General features: G+C 42.7%; 17 protein-coding genes and 1 pseudogene. 15 read left to right on the forward strand and 3 right to left on the reverse strand.

Annotated elements, in window-relative coordinates:
* Positions 1–154: 154 nt before the first annotated feature.
* Both F9Y84_RS06920 and F9Y84_RS06925 read left to right on the forward strand, forming a co-directional pair.
* A complete protein-coding gene (locus F9Y84_RS06920) occupies positions 155–475 on the forward strand; it encodes a hypothetical protein (RefSeq protein WP_147391511.1) in 321 nt (106 codons plus the stop codon).
* Positions 476–585: 110 nt separating this feature from the next.
* Positions 586–945, forward strand: a complete 360-nt coding sequence (locus tag F9Y84_RS06925; protein ID WP_147391510.1) for a VOC family protein — start codon at positions 586–588, stop codon at positions 943–945.
* 28 nt (positions 946–973) lie between these two features.
* On the opposite strand, the pseudogene F9Y84_RS06930 reads toward F9Y84_RS06925, so the two are convergent.
* Positions 974–1,333 (reverse strand): annotated as a pseudogene (locus tag F9Y84_RS06930) (transposase); the annotation flags it as partial.
* 336 nt (positions 1,334–1,669) lie between these two features.
* The gene (locus tag F9Y84_RS06935; RefSeq protein WP_168756748.1) at positions 1,670–2,641 is read right to left on the reverse strand and encodes a transposase; all 972 of its coding nucleotides are present in this window, start codon (positions 2,639–2,641) and stop codon (positions 1,670–1,672) included.
* A 579-nt stretch (positions 2,642–3,220) separates the two neighbouring features.
* Here F9Y84_RS06935 and F9Y84_RS06940 point away from each other — a divergent pair.
* The gene (locus F9Y84_RS06940) at positions 3,221–4,087 is read left to right on the forward strand and encodes an alpha/beta fold hydrolase (RefSeq protein ID WP_147388952.1); all 867 of its coding nucleotides are present in this window, start codon (positions 3,221–3,223) and stop codon (positions 4,085–4,087) included.
* A 381-nt stretch (positions 4,088–4,468) separates the two neighbouring features.
* Here F9Y84_RS06940 and F9Y84_RS06945 read toward each other — a convergent pair whose 3' ends face one another.
* Complete coding sequence (locus F9Y84_RS06945; protein ID WP_147388953.1) at positions 4,469–5,926, reverse strand: hypothetical protein; 1,458 nt, start codon at positions 5,924–5,926, stop codon at positions 4,469–4,471.
* Between the two features lie 347 nt (positions 5,927–6,273).
* On the opposite strand from F9Y84_RS06945, the gene F9Y84_RS06950 reads away from it, so the two are divergent.
* The 12 genes from F9Y84_RS06950 to tssJ all read left to right on the forward strand — a co-directional run bounded on the left by F9Y84_RS06950 (position 6,274) and on the right by tssJ (position 19,375).
* Positions 6,274–7,575, forward strand: coding sequence for a type VI secretion system protein TssA (locus tag F9Y84_RS06950; RefSeq protein WP_147388954.1), 1,302 nt, complete (start codon positions 6,274–6,276; stop codon positions 7,573–7,575).
* 94 nt (positions 7,576–7,669) lie between these two features.
* On the forward strand, positions 7,670–8,200 hold the full coding sequence (locus F9Y84_RS06955) for an Hcp family type VI secretion system effector (RefSeq protein WP_125250770.1): 531 nt from the start codon (positions 7,670–7,672) through the stop codon (positions 8,198–8,200).
* 11 nt (positions 8,201–8,211) lie between these two features.
* Positions 8,212–8,709: a type VI secretion system contractile sheath small subunit gene (gene tssB / locus F9Y84_RS06960; protein ID WP_125250769.1), complete on the forward strand. Its 498-nt coding sequence runs from the start codon at positions 8,212–8,214 to the stop codon at positions 8,707–8,709.
* Positions 8,709–10,184 carry a type VI secretion system contractile sheath large subunit gene (gene tssC, locus F9Y84_RS06965; RefSeq protein ID WP_147388955.1) on the forward strand — a complete coding sequence of 492 codons (1,476 nt, stop codon included), beginning with the start codon at positions 8,709–8,711 and terminating at the stop codon, positions 10,182–10,184. Before tssB ends, tssC begins: the two co-directional genes overlap by 1 nt.
* Before the next feature lie 126 nt (positions 10,185–10,310).
* Positions 10,311–11,588: a type VI secretion system contractile sheath domain-containing protein gene (locus tag F9Y84_RS06970; RefSeq protein ID WP_147388956.1), complete on the forward strand. Its 1,278-nt coding sequence runs from the start codon at positions 10,311–10,313 to the stop codon at positions 11,586–11,588.
* Positions 11,585–12,028 (forward strand): type VI secretion system baseplate subunit TssE, encoded by a 444-nt coding sequence (tssE, locus tag F9Y84_RS06975; RefSeq protein ID WP_125250766.1) that lies wholly within the window; start codon positions 11,585–11,587, stop codon positions 12,026–12,028. Before F9Y84_RS06970 ends, tssE begins: the two co-directional genes overlap by 4 nt.
* Positions 12,021–13,838, forward strand: coding sequence for a type VI secretion system baseplate subunit TssF (locus tag F9Y84_RS06980; protein ID WP_147388957.1), 1,818 nt, complete (start codon positions 12,021–12,023; stop codon positions 13,836–13,838). Before tssE ends, F9Y84_RS06980 begins: the two co-directional genes overlap by 8 nt.
* Entirely contained in the window at positions 13,829–14,749 is a 921-nt protein-coding gene (locus F9Y84_RS06985; RefSeq protein ID WP_147388958.1) for a type VI secretion system baseplate subunit TssG, read from the forward strand. The genes F9Y84_RS06980 and F9Y84_RS06985 overlap by 10 nt, the downstream gene beginning before the upstream one ends.
* Positions 14,750–14,764: 15 nt before the next feature.
* Complete coding sequence (tssH, locus tag F9Y84_RS06990; protein WP_147388959.1) at positions 14,765–17,338, forward strand: type VI secretion system ATPase TssH; 2,574 nt, start codon at positions 14,765–14,767, stop codon at positions 17,336–17,338.
* Positions 17,339–17,342: 4 nt separating this feature from the next.
* Positions 17,343–18,062 carry a type 2 periplasmic-binding domain-containing protein gene (locus F9Y84_RS06995; protein ID WP_125250762.1) on the forward strand — a complete coding sequence of 240 codons (720 nt, stop codon included), beginning with the start codon at positions 17,343–17,345 and terminating at the stop codon, positions 18,060–18,062.
* Positions 18,063–18,065: 3 nt separating this feature from the next.
* Positions 18,066–18,878, forward strand: a complete 813-nt coding sequence (locus F9Y84_RS07000) for an FHA domain-containing protein (RefSeq protein ID WP_147388960.1) — start codon at positions 18,066–18,068, stop codon at positions 18,876–18,878.
* Entirely contained in the window at positions 18,863–19,375 is a 513-nt protein-coding gene (gene tssJ / locus F9Y84_RS07005; protein ID WP_147388961.1) for a type VI secretion system lipoprotein TssJ, read from the forward strand. The genes F9Y84_RS07000 and tssJ overlap by 16 nt, the downstream gene beginning before the upstream one ends.

A 19,375-nucleotide genomic window follows, 5' to 3' on the forward strand; every position in this document is an offset into this window, starting at 1 on the left:
GAGCCTCCAAAAAGCAAATTCCCTTAGCATAAATAACACCAACTCTGAGACATCGAGCGGGTAGCAGCTCAGTCCAACAAGCGATTATGCAACACAAACTGCGTGTCGCATAAATACTAAAGTGTTAGCTATACAAGGAAAACTTTGCACTCAAATGGACACCTTGTTTACAAATCTTGAACAGATCGCTGCTCAACAGAATTTGATTTCAAATGCGATTGCAGGAGCGAAATTGTGGGTCTCTTCTGAGGACTTTGGTATTGATAACTCAATAACCGATAAATTTAAATTCGAATTTCATTCTCACAAACTTTGTTTTAAACATGAATACATCGAAGTTTCGTATATTGAAACCAATTTAACTATTCTACTCGAAGAGGAAGAAGTTGGTTATTATTCTTGGCACACGCTATTAGATGGTGAAGTTATTGATGACATGTTAGTTATTACAGATAACGAGTTAAAGTATAGCTAACAAGTTAATCAAACAGTGGACGCAAAACAGCAGGCTTGCGCTCATTCTTCGCTTAGTTTAGCCTGCTATTTTTCGCCGTTTATTAAGGCGTTAGGCATCAGGAGGATGAAATGAAGCTAAATACAATAAGGATTCCTTGCACAAGTCTTAAGGAATCTGAAGTTTTCTACACGGAACATCTTGGTCTTTTGAAGTTGTTTGGTTCAGAAGTAGAAGGCTTTATTGGGTACAAGCTTGATAATGTTCAAGTAATCATAGAGCCGGAAGAAAAAGGCGAGTTCGAAAGTGGTAGGTATCTTGGTTTCAGCATCGAAGTCGATAATCTCAACCAATTTTACGCCCGTTTAAATGAAAGAGGCGTTAAGTTTACTGGTGCTCCCGAAGAACAATTTTGGGGAGGTTTAATGACTCACATAATTGACCCAAGCAATAATACATTTTCAATCGTCCAAGTAGAGTCGGTTGCCTAACAAGAGACTATGGCGTCAATAGCTAATTTTAAGCTGTTGGCGCTTCCCACATTACACCTTCCCTAAGCATAGAATTTAAGATCACAATCATTTTGCGAACGCACGCAATAAGCGCCACTTTTTTCGGTTTTCCGGCAGAAACTAGCTTTTGATATTGACCTTTAAAAACTGGGTTAGATTGTATTGCTGACATCATGGCCATGTATAAAACAGTCCTAACTTGATGGCGACCTCCTTGTATTTTTCTGAGACCTTTGAAGCGACCGCTCTCTCTATTTATCGGTGCAACTCCAACTAATGCGGAAGCTTGTTTGTTGGTCATATATCCCAGTTCAGGTAAGTTACTAATGATGGATGCTGCCGCGATTTTTCCAATGCCTTTCATGCTTTAGGGGAAAATAAGTGACACCCATCACAATTAATCACAATTAGCATCCAAACTGAGGTAGAGTAGGAAAATAAGTGACACCCATCACAATTAATAGAGGAAAATAAGTGAGGAAAATAAGTGACACCCATCACAATTAATCACAATTAGCATCCAAACTGAGGTAGTGAAGTAAAAAAGTATATAAACACCTCAATCACTGGATACAAAAACGTTTTTCGGTAGGCCAATTTTTAGCGCCCAGGCATATCCCTACACTAAAACTGGGTTATCGCGTATGACAAAGCGTTGTAAATACAACAGTTATAGATTTTCGAGTTGATAGTGTTAGTTTTGCTAAGCCAACAAGCGCTCGCAGTTTGTTAGGTTTGTCCACCGTCGCTTTTGCAGTGTTTCACAGTAGGCGGTTACTGTTCGCTCTCGGCCCACTGCACCGTGGAATACACGTGAAAACTGTGTTGTGAGTTTTATCCAGTTCTCAGGCTCTATATTGAGTCGAGTGAGTATGGGTTGAGACTCAAAGATATAGCCTCGCTTGTTGTCTCGAATACAACGGCCTGTGAGTTCAACCAATTCAATATAGGATTTGAGTTCAAAAGGCAGGCCTTTTGGCATATGTTTTCGTGGGCTGCCGACAAAGCGTAGTAGGTTTTTTGGTTGCTTTCCCATCTTCGCGTGGTCGATGCGTTTTTTGATGCTGGTGTAGTCTGAGGTTTCAGGCGTTGCGGCGATGTTGGATCTAATTGGGTTTAGGTCTACGTATGCGAGACAAGCAGCCAGCGCTGCTTCATCCAGTAATGCTTGAGACTTAAACCGTCCTTCCCAAAACCGACCTGTGCAATTATCTTCTTTATTTGCTCGGCGGGCGATGTCTTCGTTAAGCACTCGCATAAACCAGCTAATATCGGCCAGCCTTTCCCTGTATTTATCAACCAGTTCATCTAGTATCAACTGCTCCGACTCGCTGAGAGGCTCTCCTTCAATAAATTTTTGGCTTATCCAATTACCTTTAAACAACTTGTGCCATCGTATCACTATCGCTTCATCGGACAGACGTTTCGCCTTGTTGTCATCAACATATAAAACAATGTGAGTATGATTGCTCATCACTGCATAAGCACAAACATCAATGCAAAATACGGAAGCCAACATCAATAGCTTTTCTTCAACCCAATCTCGGCGGTGCTCGTATGATTTTCCGGTAAATTTATCTTCACCGCATAAAAAGGCGCGCCTGACGCAACGGGAGATACAGTGATAATATTTGGTGTCAGTTAAACTGATTTGTCTTTTACGGGCAGTCGCCATCGTTTGGTTTCCTCAATCCATTGAGTGTAGAGCTAAAGCTTAGGCGGCATCTCATGAAGGTGCAAATTAGTGGTGGGTGTCAGCGAATTTGCTCACTAGTTGAATGGTAATGATACCACCTAAAATAGTGTCCGGATTTATTGAACCACAACAACAGGTATCTTGCGGCTAATTGGCGTATTCAAGTTAGATGCAACAACGGCCAAAGTAGATCGAACGAGTTGGTAGCTAGATAGCTGTTTAAAATCAACTGGTTAACCTGATTAACTGCTCAGGCTAGTGGCTTCTTTACGCGTAAAAATATAATTGCTTATTAAGGCAAATTTAGGTGTAATGAATACATAATAAGCGCTGAGCAATGCAGGGAAAGCTTACATAACAGTAGCTAAACTGATTACACTAGCTAGGAAAGTGAGAGCCTCCAAAAAGCCTATTTTTCCAATTAAGCTATAGCATAGACAACACCAACTCTGTCACACCGAGCAGGTAGCGGCTCAGTCCAACAAGCGATTATGCAACACAAACTGCGTGTCGCATAAATACTAAAATGTTAAGCCTCATTGAGGGAGTGGAGTCTAAATGAAATCAATTGTATGGTTATTCTCAATTTTTATTAGCTTTGGTGCCCTAGGTACAGAGCAAGAGTTACAACCAACAAAGTCAGGGCTATATGATGTGGGTGGGTTTAAGTTGTATCTTGAATGCTACGAAAATGACAAGCCTCAATTAATACTTGAGCAAGGCTTTGGTCTTTCTGGTTCTGATGGGGTTTGGCTAAAAAACATAAAACGCTTAAAAAACGATTTTAGTGTGTGCTTATACGATCGTGCTGGCCTTGGAAAGAGTGAAAAAGGCCCTGTTCCATTTACAGTAAATGACATGTCCAGAAGGCTACGCAACTTATTACAAGCTGCAAATGTTAAATCCCCTTATTATTTTGCAGGCCATTCGTATGGTTCATATATCATAAACTCATATAATAACTTGTTTCCAAAAGAGGTTCTTGGAGCGGTGTTAATTGACCCACCAACTTTCGGCTACTTTTATACTATGGGTACACGTTGGCCAAAAGAACTTAAAACAGATAATAAGCAACTACTGCGTCAGATGAACTTTGAGCTAACAGTACTTGATCCGTTATTTGAAAAGGTACCAGAAAAAGTCGATCACATGAAAAGCTATAAAGAATTAAAGAATGCTTCAACTTTTGGATCAAAACCTTTAATTACAGTACGTGCAAAAAATACGGACAAACGTTATGACCCGCCATTTGTTCCAGACGAGATTGCCCAAAAAATGGATGATCTTGATAGTAACGCAGATGGTTACTTCAAGAGCTTGTCAAAAAATAGCAAAATTGTATATTCGGAATCAGAAAAACATTTCTTGCATATTCATGACAGTGACTTGGTCGTAAAAAGCATTAAGGAACTCGTAAGTAAATGAGGCTTAACAAGTGCCTAAACCACGGCAGCAAAACAGCAGGCTTGCGTTCCTTTGTCGTTGACTTTTGCCTGCTATTTCGCGCCAGTTAGGCAAGCGTTAGGCTTACCAAGACGGTAGCGTGAAATTTCGCTTCATAGGTGTACTATTTAGCGTTATTTCATTTGGTTGCTTCACTACTGCTCAAATTCCAGACGCTATCAAAATTAACAATGTGGAATATCGTTTAAACACAACTTCGTTATAAAAATACCTAACAAAGATCAAATGGGGAAAACCAGACAATGCTTCCCCCTTAGTTTGTGCTACATGGTTATTATTGTTCACTAAAGACTGTTGTCGTTGCTTACCCCTTTCTTACTCACACGTCAGGAGTGATAGTCTTTATTCAGCGGGGACAATCTCCCATTCAGTGACATCTAGATGTGTTTCAGTTGCTTTGCACAACGCCGACCAAATTGTCACAAAATGCACTTTTTGAATATCGCTGCCACTGTGCATGATGCTGTTGGAAATTGCTTCTGTGCTCGGGGGCGCATAAAGTCTAGGATGCGAGTCTTTATACTTTTTGTAGGCCCAACTATTTTGACCAAAGGTATCTTTTAACTGTTGCTTGCGTCGAGTGATTTGGTCATTTTTATCTTGTATTTCTTGATAAGCTTGTTCAGCCTCTGGCCGTTTGACTATGGTGGTCTTAGAAATCAGGTTAGGTAAAGAGACATTGGCCTGCGTGGCCATTTGCGTAAAGCCGTCTTGCATCTCTCTGAGGCGCTTGTTCCCTGTCGATACCCTTTGTGAGCGTATGGTACTTGGCCAAACATTATCTAGCCTTAGCTTTGCCATGGTGGAGTTGCTATGCACACCAAAATACTCGTCAGGTAGCCCAAGCATATGTCCAAATTCATGTGTCATCACAATGTATTTATGCGGTACGGTGCGATCGACGTTATGCGGTGTGCGAATAACGATAAGTACGCCACCATTTTGACCAGACACCGTATGGTTACGATCGCGAGTTTTTAAAAAGGTCACTGCGTCTTTTGCCCACTGTTGAGACGTGTTGGCCACAATCGCAAAGTTGTCGCCGACAATGCGCTGGTTAATATAGCTTGCGACTGAATTTGCTCGGCGTGATTCTAAATTGTATGTAAAGGTGCTGTCATTTTTGCCTTTCAGGCCAATAATGTACGCTTTAATACCAAGTACATCAGGGGTTCTACGTGCTCTTACAATCGTTAAAAAACGGTCTAAATAGCTTTTTATACCACTAGTTAGAATGTGTTGATCCGATGAAAAAGTAATGTAGTCACCATCACCCGCAGGCAGCAAGCTTCTCAATCCTGAGCGCAGCAACCCCTCTTTGTAGTTGAAAATCCGCTCTTGATTTTTGGTGGTGTCAATTTCATTGGCGAAATTGTTTACGCCGCAAACATGCGGAACCATACCATGATTAATACCACCACTAGATTTATACCGTGCAAGCTTCTTCACCTCGACAATATAACGGCAGTACGCTGGGTTGTTCACTTCTGCAATGACAAAGTTAATGTCCATCACAAACTCTTCCCAGTTTTGTTTAGTACAACGGATCTTATAATTGTTTGCCCACTTTTCTAAAATGACGCGCCGGGCATTGCGTTTAAATTCATTCTTTTCATTCATGGACCAAGAGAGTTGATCTTCGGTGTTGTCGATAAACCGATAAAAGATTTTGACAATCACGGTGATTTTCTTTTTGTGTGGTTCCACTTTGAGATCAAACTTACCGATTTTTGTGGCAGGCACAAAGTCTTTAACAACTAAGTTGCCTCTAATGCCATCCCTGATGAAATTGTCTTTCATTTAAACCTCTTTGTATGACGCCAATTGGCGCAACTATAGTGGAATGTAAAAGTTGAATCAAAGTTAAAAAACTATAATTAAAGTGTTTTTTAGGTTTTTTTGAAAAACAGCAAAAAGTCTGAATAAATTCATTTTTTGTCCATAGTTGCTTGATATTTTCTCGTCATTTAGGGCGGTTCATGTTTGTGTTTATAGCGAAAAACAATGGTTTTTTCTCTGTATGTTAACGGTTTTGTGATCTAACCCCATAATTTAACAAGGTATTAATATCTTGACTTTGGATCATTCTGCTCCACAATGGAATGAAGAATAAATAATAACGCGTATAGGGTTGAAATTAGCCGCCTATGTTACTTTTTTCTCCGAGTACTGAGCTTGATGCCGGTGTATTTCTTAAAGAAGAGCGGACTAAGTTTCGGGAACTACGTAATTTACTCAACGTCGCACAGTCCAGCCTGCGCAAGTTGTTAGAAACGCCTACCTCGGCTCAAGATCAAGTGCTTCAGCGCCAAAACGCTGATGACTGGTATCAGTTGCAGCAAAGCGCAGGTGAAACGCTTAAAAATGATTCTCGTGACATCGAAGTGTTTGTATGGTGGCTTGCTTCACTGGCGTACAAAAAAGATGACTTATCTTTATTTAATAAAGGGTTAGGCGATTTTTTGTTTGCACTTAAGCAACTTGGAGAATCTATTCATCCAAGGCTTCCTGAAAAGAAAGTCGCCAAGCTAGATGCCACAGAGGCTGCACAAAAGCATTGTGATAACCAAACCAAACCGCTTGAGCAGCTAACTGGCGACAGTCCAAATTCTGGCTTGTTAAACGTACCATTGATGCACTATCCGTTGTTAGATGAATACACCTTTGGTGACTACTTGCTGGCGCAAAAAGATGGCAGTCTTGAGGCGAAAAAAGCGGAATTTGCAGCCACGCTGCAGTCGCGAAAAGGGGAGTTGAGTGAGCGCTTTAACCTGTTGAGCGAGATTGAAAGCAAGCTTAAAGACGTTGATTTATTTATCAATGGTTATCGCAACAAACATGGCTTGGCGTTGCTTGGCTTTCGCTTTATACGCGATACGATCAAGCAAATAAAGTTGATGTATCAGTACTTTTTTCCTGATGTTGAGCAGCAAGAGTCAGCAATCACTGAGGAAGTACAGTCAGCAGAGCCTGTTGTCGCTACGCCAAATGAAACCGCCAAGAGCGCGCCACAGGCCACCTATCAAGCACCGCAAGCCGCTGTCGTTGCCACGCAGCCAGTTGTCGCAAAAGCTGTGTATACACGTGAACATGCGCTGGAAGAATTAAATAGAATTGCGGTTTTTTTCAAAAAAACCGAGCCACACAGTCCTATTCCTTACTTGCTTGCAAGAGCAATTCGGTGGGGAAATATGTCGTTCTCCGACTTAATGGGAGAGTTAATCGCCAAAGACTCACCAGCACTTGCAGAAATCAGCAAGCTGACGGGCGTAGACAATGACTTAGGTGAATTATTGTCGGAAGAGAGTATAGCAGTATCTAATCCGACGCCTGCGGTTGTTGAACCAGTTGTGCCAGAGCCGGTGCAACCCGTGCAAACAAACGTTGAACCAGAGCCTGAAGTAAAGCCTGCAACAGATAGCAGCGCGACATCAGGACCACTTTGGTAGCGAAAAGTCCTGAACTTATGGTTCAGGGAAATGAAAGATTTAAATTTGTGCCTACACTAAGTAGGGAAAAATAACATAGCTATGGAGAATACAAATGGCGTCAATTTTCATGAGAATCGACGGCAATGACAGCATCAAAGGGGCTGCTACAGTTGCCGATTTAAACAGCAAAAAAGGTTGGTTTGCGGTAGATAGCCTATCTTGGGGCGCTATGCGTGGCGTTTCTGTAGATATTGGCAATGCAAACAACCAAGATAACGGTATGGTGGCGCTGGGTGAAATCAGCATTTCTAAAACGTATGATGGTGCAACACCGTACCTACTAACTTACTTATTCCAGCCAGGTGCAGACGGTAAAACCGTTGAGCTAGTGATGACTAAGCCGTCTCGTGATGGTAAAGGGATTGTGCCTTACTATGTTATCTCTCTTGAAGAAGCACGTATGGCAAACTTTAGTATTTCAGGTAGCGATGGTGGTCAACCGTCTGAGTCATTCTCGCTTACTTACACCAAAATTGAGCAAATCTTCTTCGTTGAAGACGAAGGCGGTAAGCTTGAGAAAGCTGCATCTGTTAAATACGATGCAACCACCAACCAGCTTACTTCTGCGGCTGATCTTAAGTAAGGTAAATCATTATGGCACTTAATTCGCAACATAAGCGTGTTAGTAAAAACCGCGTAAGTATTACGTATGATGTTGAAACTAACGGCGCTACTGAGAAAAAAGAGCTGCCGTTTGTATCAGCGGTACTCGGTAATTTTTCTGGTGACAGAGAAGACCCAAAAGAAGTTGAAGATCGCGAGTTTATTCAAGTCGATCAAGATAACTTTGATGATGTACTGGGCCGTATTCAACCTTCACTTTCATTGAAAGTAGATAATGTCATCGAAGCTGATGACAGCCAGTTTGAAGTTAATCTAGATTTTGAATCTATGAAAGACTTTGAGCCTGACGCTTTGGTTCAACGTATCGAACCACTGAAAAAGCTACTGGAAACCCGTAATCAGCTGAATGAGCTGCTAAGTAAAGCGGATCGCTCTCGCGATTTTGAAAAGCTCCTTAAAGACATTTTACAAAGCGCGGACTCATTGAGCGCGTTGTCTAGCGAGCTTGGCGTGAAAGGAGAAGAGTAATGTCTGAAGAATTACAGCAAGATGGCGGCGCAGCAGCAGGCGATAGCAGTTCGTTTTTAGACCGTGCTATCAGTGCGACGAGTCAAACGGCACCTGATAGAACTAAAGAGCTACTGACTTCTTTAACCAAAGAAGCAATGTCTGGCACGGTAACATGGGATAAAAACCTCACTGACACTATTGCAAATGCGGTGGCTGAGATTGATAAAAAAATGTCTCAGCAGCTTTCTGCGATTATGCAGCAAGACAGTTTTCAAGAGCTTGAGGGTTCGTGGTTAGGTTTACAAAAACTGATCCGCAACAGTGCGCTGGGTACATCTCAAAAAGTGAAGTTACTCAACATCACAAAAGATGAGCTGCTTGAGCAATTTGAAGATGCGCCAGCGGTAGACCGCAGCCCGTTGTTCAATACGCTATATCAACATGAGTATGGCACAGCGGGAGGGGAGCCGTACGGCCTGATCTTGGGTGACTACGCGTTTTCACAAAATGATGAAGATGTTGCGTTATTGCGTTATATGGGAGAAGTGGCAGCAGCAAGCCATGCACCATTTATCGCAGCGGCGGCGCCAGAAATGTTCGAATTAAGTAGCTTTTCTACCTTCAGTGAAGGTAAACCAATAGCACCTGCTTTTGATTCGCCTAGTTATGCTTCGTGGAACTCATTTAGAGAAAGCGATGATGCCCGTTATGTGGCGTTGACTATGCCTCGCACCATGGCGCGTTTACCGTACGGTGGTAAAGGCAAAAAAATCAAATCGTTTGAGTTTGAAGAGCTTGCAACTGACAACGCTGGTAATCCAAAGCCGACAAGCAATGATGAAATTGTTTGGTCAAATGCGGCCTATGAAATGGCGCTTAAAATGAACCAAGCATTTGAAGCTTATGGTTGGTGTACTGCAATTCGTGGTATGGAAAACGGCGGTAAAGTAGAGGCTTTGCCAAATCTCACGTACCTCACGGATTCTGGTGATATTACACAGCAATGTCCAACTGAAGTGAACTTAACCGATGAGCGTGAGAAAGAGCTGAGCGATTTGGGCTTTTTGCCGCTAGTACATTATAAGAATACAGATTATGCCGTGTTCTTAGGTGGGCAGACTACGCAAAAACCAAAAGAGTATACGGATCCTGATGCTACCGCTAATGCAGCTATTTCTGCACGTTTGCCATATATCATGGCGAGTAGCCGGATCGCTCATTACCTCAAGGTAATGGGGCGTGACAATATTGGTTCGAATATGGAAGCGGCAGATATTCAAAAGCAAATGAGTGAGTGGATTGCGATGTACACAAACTCAGGTGCTATGGGTAATGAAGAACGTGCTAAAACCCCACTTGCTGAAGCACAAATCTCAGTGATCGAACAACCTGGTCGCCCTGGGGCGTATTCAGCCGTTGCGCATTTGCGTCCTTGGTTACAAATGGAAGAGCTAACGACCTCTGTGCGTATGGTAGCAAGCCTACCTGGCTAATGATAAAAACGTTTTTATCGCCTCACCTGAGCGTTAAAAGCATTAAGTGGCAGTGAGATAATACCTGTGGGTATGCTCACTCCACTTCTTTGTATTAACTAACTGAGCGCTGGAACGCGATTCCCCATGTCTACGACAGTACATCACTCAAACCAGATTGCACAAGTAAAGCTATTAATTGCTGAGATAGACAATTTGATCAGTGAACAGCTGTCACTGGTTATGTCTCATCACCAGTTTGTGGCATTAGAGGCGCGTTGGCGATCACTGCATGAGCTGGTTAACCTACCAGTCAATTACAAGACGGTAAGAGTAAAGTTGCTGAATATCTCTTGGGCTGAAATATCTCAAGATCTCAATATTTCGCCGTCGGTAAAACAGGCAAAGCTATATAACCTAATAGCCAACCGTGAGTTTAATACACTTGGTGGAGAGCCTTATGGTCTTATCGTTATTGACCATAATATTAGCTTAGATATCGATTATGCTAATGAATTTGATGATATTTATACCCTTGAGCTACTTGCAGAGCTTGGCGAGAAAAGCCTCTGTCCTATCGTCTTGGATGCTGATGAAGCGTTCCTCGGGGCGATAGGAGAGTCTTTTTTATGCGATACCGCGAAGGTAAAGCGGGTGCTGGCCGCCCATGAATTTGAGAGTTGGCATCGTCTAAGGGCTAAAGACAACAGCCATTTTATTGGCTTGGTATTTAACAAGGTCGGTTATCGACGCATTTACCGTTATCACCCCGCGGGTTTTGTGTTTAATGAAGATGCCCAAGACAACTTTCGTTGGGGAAATACGGCGACGACATTTTTAAAGAATGTCATTATTGAGTTTAATCGGGTTAGGTGGTTTGGATTCTTAAAATCACGCAAATTAGATGGCTCAGGGGGCAGCGCCATTCATTATTATGGCGCCAAAAAGGAGGAGCTGCCCGTGGTATTTAAAACGCGGCTTTCGGCCAGTAATGCGGCGTTTATTTCTCAGCTTGGTTTGATCCCCATATTCCATAACCCATTAAATGAAAGGTACTTTTTTCAGTCCAATTGCTCTATCAAAACAGAAAGTGAGACAGAAAATCGCTATTTGCTACAAACTACACTGATGATCAGTCGCATTGCCCATTATCTTAAGGTGCAACTTAGGGAAATGGTTGGCTCCTCAATGGAAGCACATGATTGTGAAAACAGCCTGACACATTGGTTAGAGCAGTACTGCTCAAATTCAATTGTGTCGGATGAAATGACACTCGCGAAGATGCCCCTAAAGTCGGCTAAAGTCAGTGTCGTGGAAGAGTCCGGTGAATTTAAGCGTTACAGTTGTCATGTTGATTTGGTGCCACAGTATCAATTTGACCGAGTCGCCAGTACGGTAAGTTTATCCACGGCGGTAGAACGATGAGCTTTTTCAGTGCATTTTATATGGATAGAGAAGATGTCTCTGCGGATCATGCTACCGAGGTGGTGCAGTCGATCCACCATAATATCGGTCTGATCTTAAAAACAGAGGCCGCATTTTTACAGGAACGTGACCGAGAATTGGTCAATCAATCGAGTATTTGCTTTGGTCTTGAAGACATTGCGCTATTTAGCCGACTCAATAGTGGTGAGCAAATCGCCATGCGGATAAAAAACAAAATAAGTCAATTTGAGCCCAGGCTTCACAGCATAGAAGTTATGTATCTTGCGCAAGACGAAGAAAAACATATTGCTAATACGATGCGTTTTGAGATCTCAGCTGTACTTTCGATTAAAGGCAAAGAAGAATTATTGCAGTTTGACACTGATATTGATTTGACGCGTCTTACTGTATTGATTGAAAACGAGAGTCAATATGATTAGTCGTATGTTAAAGCACTTCGAAGATGAGTTAGCGAGCATTCGCTATGGCTTAGAAGGCTTTCGAAAACATTTTCGAAGAGAAGCTGAGCATATTAACCTCAATGACAAAGGCCAAGAAGATCCTAATGTCACACGGTTAATTGACAGTTTTGCATGGGTTGCGGCAAAAAATGCGATGGAAATTGATGCCCTACGAACACGTCATGTAGAAGAGTTTGCGGATATTGTCTCGCCTAATTTGTTTAAAACGTTACCTATGGTGGTGCAAGCGCATTTTCAGCCTAATGCCGACGACTTTAACAAACCGGTGTTTTTAGATAAACAAGTAGAAGTTGAGTTGGATGTCATTAATAAAGGTGACGATAACACCACGGTTAAGTTGTGTAACTCCTTGCCTGTGACTTTCTCACCTATGTCGGTATCGCGCTTTAAGTTAGAGCAAACCCCATTTCAACACGCTGTGCCTGCCAACCTCGATAGTAAACTTTCACCATATTGCTTGCGTGTCGAATTATCGCCATTGAGCAGTGATGTGGATATGCAGCAAGCACTGGCACAACCAATCCAGTTGCACTTTAGTAACGAGTCTATTGGCCGTAATGTTGCCGATATTATTAACCAAGCCGTCACCAAAGTGGCCATTTGTGTGGCCGATGACGACTTTGCATATGATGTGGGTAAAGGTAATTTTCATCCATTACTGGCTGACGACGATTTCCTTATCTCACCGATAGATAGTAACGAAATTCCCGCCTATTTTAAGCTTAAAGAGTACTTTTCTGTCCCTGCAAAGCGCCAGTTCTTTATTTTGAAAAACCCGCATAAGCTTAATGTCGGTCATGGTAAAAGTGTGTTTATCGACTTTTACCTAAATGAGCTAGGAGCTGTGTTGCTGGAAGAAAGAAATCTCTCAGTGAAGATAAACAAAACACTATTTAGTAATTTATTTCATCAATCTTCTGAGCCCGTAAGAGTGAACTATCAAGAGCTGTCATATCCCGTGATAGCAGATGCCAGTCAGCATCATGTGCAAATTTATTCCATCGATAAAGTGTATGTTGTGACCTCCCAGGGGCAGCAAGAGATCCCGCCTGTGGTAGGTACGCAGACCGTCGATTTTGAGTCGCAGTTATATTGGTCTCAGAGTGTGAAACTAGGGCATATTGACGAGGCTAATAAAACAGCTTCTTTGGATGAGGTTAAGCACCTTGTTTTACCTATAAACAAGACGACAGCGACTTACCCTAATGGGTTTACCGCGTTTGCACATATCACCTGTTATGATGCGCAGCTTGCTAACAAAGTCCATGTAGGTAACCAAATCGTGGTGAATACTGAAGAAGCGTTGGCAGGAGAGTTTAACGTTGGCGGTGTCACTATCCAGCCAAGTAATGTCGCAACAGATGAAAAAAATTACTGGCGCTTGCTCAAGCTCATGTCTTTTAATCTCTCTCAGCTATTACAAGTAGAAGACGCCAAAACGTCATTAATTGGCTTTTTAAAATTGTTTGTCAACGCTAATGCCACTCATCAGGAACTAAATTCAATTTATGACGTGTGTGCTGAAAAGATCAATGCACCATTTCTTGTTGAAGGAAGAATGATATTTGTACCTGGCATGGCGCTTACACTGACGTTAGATAACTCAGAGCTCAATGCTGACTTTTCACTTTTTGCTGAGCTTATTAATGACTTTTTAGCAGCACAAACTCCATTTGATCGCTGTAGTCAATTAACCGTGAAATATACCAGTTACAACTGGCCTGCAAAGCGCTTTGATGCGCAACTAGGAGCGCGAGTATGCAGTTGACGCGACGCTTATTTGCTAAAGTTTCTTCGGTACTTCACTTTACTCGATTATTGCGGGTGGCTGGGGCGAAAAAAATCAGCTTCAAGCAGCACTTGTTTTCAGACACCTATGGCAAAAGAAAAATAGACTATCAAGAGCTGGCTGATAAGCACTTTGTGGTAGACAGTAACGAAGCCACTTTATTTGGTGAGCGTGGCGGGTTGGCACATTTTATTTTAGATTGGCTCAAAGAAGCGTATCTGCGAAATAACCGAGCTTATCTACGATTTCTTGCTATTTTTGATAATACCTTGGTGCATCAATCTTTACAGATAAAATCATTTTCTTCTTTGATTTTTCGTACAGAAACAACGACCGCAGCACAACAACAGCGCCAGCTCTTGCAAAGCTATTTTAGCTCGCTTACAGAGCACTACGGCGAGTTATCCATGCTTCCTGCAACACTTATCACTCGGGCAGAGCATTATTCTCTGAGTAACTTACAGCGCTTGCTAAGGCATTATTTTCCTCATGCAATTCACTTAGCGATGAGTGACATTGAGGTCAAAAGTATACCTTCACATGCAAGAAGCCATTTAGGCTCCTGTCAGCTTGGTCGAGGCGCGGTACTCGGTGCACAGTTTGCTCAGCTTGGCAGAACATTAACGGTCACTGTTATGTACGAAGATGCTGCTATTTTTTCGAAATTAGAGCAGCAAGAAGCGCAGCAAGTTGAGCTATTAAGCGCGATCAAGTCGTTATGCAGCCACTATGTGAGCCACGAAGTCGTGGTTGAAGTGGAAGCACAATATATTGGAACCGTGCCATCTGATTTGGTACTCACTCATCATCAAAAGGGCATTGTGTTAGGTGTGAACGCGAATGTAACACGACGCAATGGCAACCAGAAACGAACAGTAAGGGCTCTGTAGAGTTAGGGATAAATCATGTCTCAAGTATCTATTTCAAAACTAATTTCTTATTTAGATAGTAACTTAAAAAATGCGTTGGAATATGCAGCAGCAGATGCGATGAATAGTCAAGCTGGTGCTATTGAGGTCGAGCATTGGTTACTTTCATTATTGAAGGGCAGAGACCCTAAACTACAACAGTTTCTTGAGTCACAACAGGTTAATATTGCGCAGTTCGTACAAGAACTCGAAGCCAAATTAAGCCAACTGTCGCCAAGCCACTCTGGACAGCCAACCATTAGTCCTGAGCTAATTGAGTTAGTTAAATCAGCTTGGTTACTTGCCTCTGTCGAGTTTTCCCACAGTGCTGTTGCTGGACTCCATTTATTATTGGAGATATTGCAGCCAGATCCATTGTCATTTAAACAAAAAGAATATGCAGCACTCAAAAATGTCTCGGTGGAGAGTTTAAAAGCACATATTCAATCTTTGTCTGTTGCACCGAAAACATCAGCGAAGGGCGCTGCAAATACCGCAGCACATAATGTCGTTACTGGTGCATTAGATAAATATACCGTAAACCTTACCCAAGCAGCCGCAGATAATGAACTTGATGTGGTATCTGGTCGCGCGGATGAAGTGAGGCAAGCGATAGATATTTTGTGCCGAAAGCGTCAAAACAACCCTATTTTTGTTGGTGAACCTGGGGTTGGGAAAACAGCGGTGGTCGAGGGACTTGCGCAAAAAATAGCGGCCAATGAAGTACCTCCAGTATTGTCTGGTGTGCAAATTCATTCACTAGACCTTGGCTTATTGCAAGCCGGTGCGAGTGTAAAAGGTGAATTTGAAAATCGCTTAAAAGATGTGATCAATGAAGTGAAAAACTCTGAAGTTCCCATCATTGTTTTTATTGATGAAGCACATACCTTAATTGGCGCAGGCGGTGCCGAAGGGCAAAATGATGCTGCTAATTTACTAAAACCGGCATTAGCACGTGGTGAATTTCGCACTATCGCCGCGACGACCTGGGAAGAGTATAAAAAGTATTTTGAAAAAGACCCTGCGTTGACTCGTCGCTTTCAGGTAGTCAAGGTTGAAGAGCCCAATGCTGAGGATGCGCTTCAGATGCTCCGTGGCGTAGCTGAATCGTTAAAAAGCCATCATCAAGTATTCATCACGGAAGCGGCGCTGCAAGCGGCAGTGGACTTATCTATCCGATACTTACCAAGTCGTAAGCTGCCAGATAAAGCTATTAGTGTGCTAGATACTTCATGTGCACGGATTGCATTAACACAAAGTGCTAAACCTGCCAGTATCGAAGCAGCAGAGCAAGGGATCCGCTATTTAGAAAAAGCACTAGTATCTTTGGCTAAAGAACATGAGATGCTGGCTAATCAGGCAACAGCAATAGCTGAAAAAGAAGAACAAAAATCGCAACTTGAAACCCAATTAGTGTCATTGAAGGCGCAATGGGAGAAGGAAAAAGAATTAGTTTCAACATTGGCAAAGATCCAAGCTGGTGAAGAGCAAGGCGACTTTTCGGCGCAATTGGCAGCATTAAAAGCGTTACAAGGTGAGCAGCCAATGGTACATGCAATTGTTGATGAGCACATCATTGCACAAGTCATTGGCGCGTGGACGGGGATCCCAATTGGTAATTTGGTTAAAGACGAAGTGGCTAAGTTGCTGACATTAGAAACGGCATTACATCAGCGAATTATTGGTCAAAAACATGCACTGCATGAGCTGTCTAAGAGCATTCGGGTATCGCGTGCGGGACTAACGGATAAGCGTAAACCAGTTGGGGTGTTTTTAATGTGTGGCCCAAGTGGGGTCGGTAAATCAGAAACCGCATTGGCGTTGGCAGATCAACTTTTTGGCGGTGAGCAGGATATGACGGTCATCAATATGACTGAGTTTAAAGAGGCACATAAAGTGTCTATGTTGCTTGGCTCTCCAGCGGGTTATGTTGGTTATGGTAAAGGTGGTGTGTTAACGGAAGCTATTCGCCGCAACCCTTATTGTGTGCTACTGCTTGATGAAATGGAAAAGGCCCACCCGAGTGTCCATGATATCTTTTATCAAATATTTGATAAAGGCTGTATTCAAGACAGTGAAGGTCGCAATATAGATTTTAAAAACACCTTGATCATCATGACTTCCAATGCCGCAGATAGCGCTATTGTCGACTTTTGTAATGTCAGTGATTCACGTCCAGATTTAGTGGAGCTTGTTGAGAATGTGCGACCTGCGTTACAAAGCTTCTTTAAACCGGCCTTTTTAGGTCGTTGTAATATTATTCCTTATTATCCGTTAAATACCGATGAGCTGGCTGAAATTACTGAAATTTCATTAAAACGTGTGGCACAAAAGCTATCAGAAACATATGGTGCGACGCTTAGTTATGATCAGGCGTTTGTGGAATATGTGGTAGCAAAAGGCAATGAGCCAACGATTGGTGGCCGTGCTATCGAGCAGATCATCAATCGCAATTTGATGCCGCAACTAGCTGAGCGCTGTATTGAACGTATTAGTCAAGGTGAGGCCATCACAGCGGTGGTGATCTCGGGAACGGCTGATAGCTCAGGTTTTGAACTGACGATAAATTAACGAAATGATGCGAACAATCAACCTTATACAGACCCTTATATTGGGTCTTGCCTTAACGACAACACACTCGGTGGCCAAAGAGGTGGTGCAACTGGCAACGCATGACGCCTATCCGTACCACTACGTTGAAAACGAGCTGGTTAAAGGAAAGGTGATCCGTCAAGTTCAGTGCGCATTTAGCCGCATGGAAACTCCGTATCGTGCAGAATTTGATACTTGGGTAGAAGCTGAGCTTAAGTTGCGTACAGGTAAGCTGGACGCCATTTTTGCTGTCGCGGGGAGTGAAGCAAGATCGCGCTATGGGAGTTTATCTACTGCCATCGCGAAAAAACACTTGTACTGGTATTTCTCTGGTGCTGAAATGGATATCAGTGACAGCAACCCCTTGTATAAAAAATATAAAGTGGCAGCTGAGTTTGGTTCAGATGAATGGTTTGACATCAAACGTAAAGGCTACAACGTACAAATGAAACCACGCAACGGACATGCGCTGTTAAAGTTGTTATTAGGTCATGAAGTCGATGCGATTTTAATCGATGAGCATGAATTTGAGTATGAGCTGGCCAAGTTTAAGCTACATAATACCAACTTTTCTCGGCGCGAGTATGGCACCATAGAACTGGGTGTTTTGTTCTCAAACGCCTTTTTAAAAGCGCGCCCCACTTTTCTTGAGGCTTTTAATAGTGCCGCCTCAAATTGTCTTGTTGCCGATAATAGGAAGTAATAAATGAATGCTGCAATGTTACAAGTCACAGAGTGTCCTGATGATGTTCGGCTACTCTCGAGAATGGCGACGGTTTCCAAGTCAGGGGTGGTGTTAGGCGCTTCAATCGAGTGTGACTTAATCTTACCTCACGCAGAACAAGAGACGCAGCAGCATGACATCTACGCGCGCATCGAACAAGAAGCCGACAGTGGGCAGCTGCGCCTTTACACTGAAGTCGAAGGGGTGCGCTTAAATGGCCGTCCGCAGATCACACACTCTTCATCGTTGCTCTCTGATGGCGATATTATCGTCGTATTCGGTTACACCTTATTACTCTCAATGCAGCCTGAATTGTCAGCTGCGCCACTTACCACCGAACCAAAAGAAGAAGCTTTTTTTGATGTTATTGATGAGGTTGAGTTTGATGCTAGCAATATTTTTGCTGATCTAGAGACTGAACTGGAACAGATAAATACGCAAACAGAACAAGCGGAGCAAGCACCTTTTATAGAGTACCAACGAGAGCATGGCAATGCGGTAGAGTCAGAGAGTAGCGTCAATAATGCAGCTATTGAGCAAAAGCTAGATAAGCTACTTGAGGCCTCTCGCAGCCCGTGGCAGCAACAAAAACAAATGTTGTTGATGCTCGACCAAGTGATGGATGAGTTTCTCAAAGAGTTTGACCCACAGTTGATAGAGGAAATGGTGGGGCCACCTTCACGATGGAGTGGCAAGCACTGGACTGCATATAAGCACTATTACACAAGAAAAATGAACGAAGGACACTTTAAGCGTCAGTTTAAAGCGTTATTAATCGAATGTATGCAAAAGTAATTTTAGTTTCACTGTTGGTTTTTTTTATGGTGGGTTGCTCAAGTGCTGATCCGCTACAGCGCTTTTCGTTACCGATCCAACTACAGTTAGAGGCCAATGAAAAGCTGAACTGGGCAAACGAAGTCGCCAACCCAGTTGCTGTGCGTGTCTACCAGCTGACTAAGTCGGACAGGTTTATGCAGAGCGAGTTTATCTCTTTGTTTCAATCTGATACTAAGATCTTAGCGGAACAATTAATTGAAAAGCAGCGCTTGTATCCGGTGATGCCCAATACCAAACAACAAAAAACCCTTAAGCTGTTACCTGGGGTGAGGTATTTGGCGGTATTAGTAGAATTTAGTGATTATCAACAAGGCACAACCAAAGCGGTGATTGAAGTGCCAGAAGACGTATCTGAAAATACAGTGATTTGGCTGGGGCTCCAAGGGACTTCAATAAAGTTCTCTGTCATCCCACAACAAAGCTGGATGGATAGTTTGTTTAGTTGGGGAGCATAA

Origin of the sequence: Pseudoalteromonas peptidolytica (genome assembly GCF_012641745.1) — a bacterium.
Lineage (GTDB): Bacteria > Pseudomonadota > Gammaproteobacteria > Enterobacterales > Alteromonadaceae > Pseudoalteromonas > Pseudoalteromonas peptidolytica.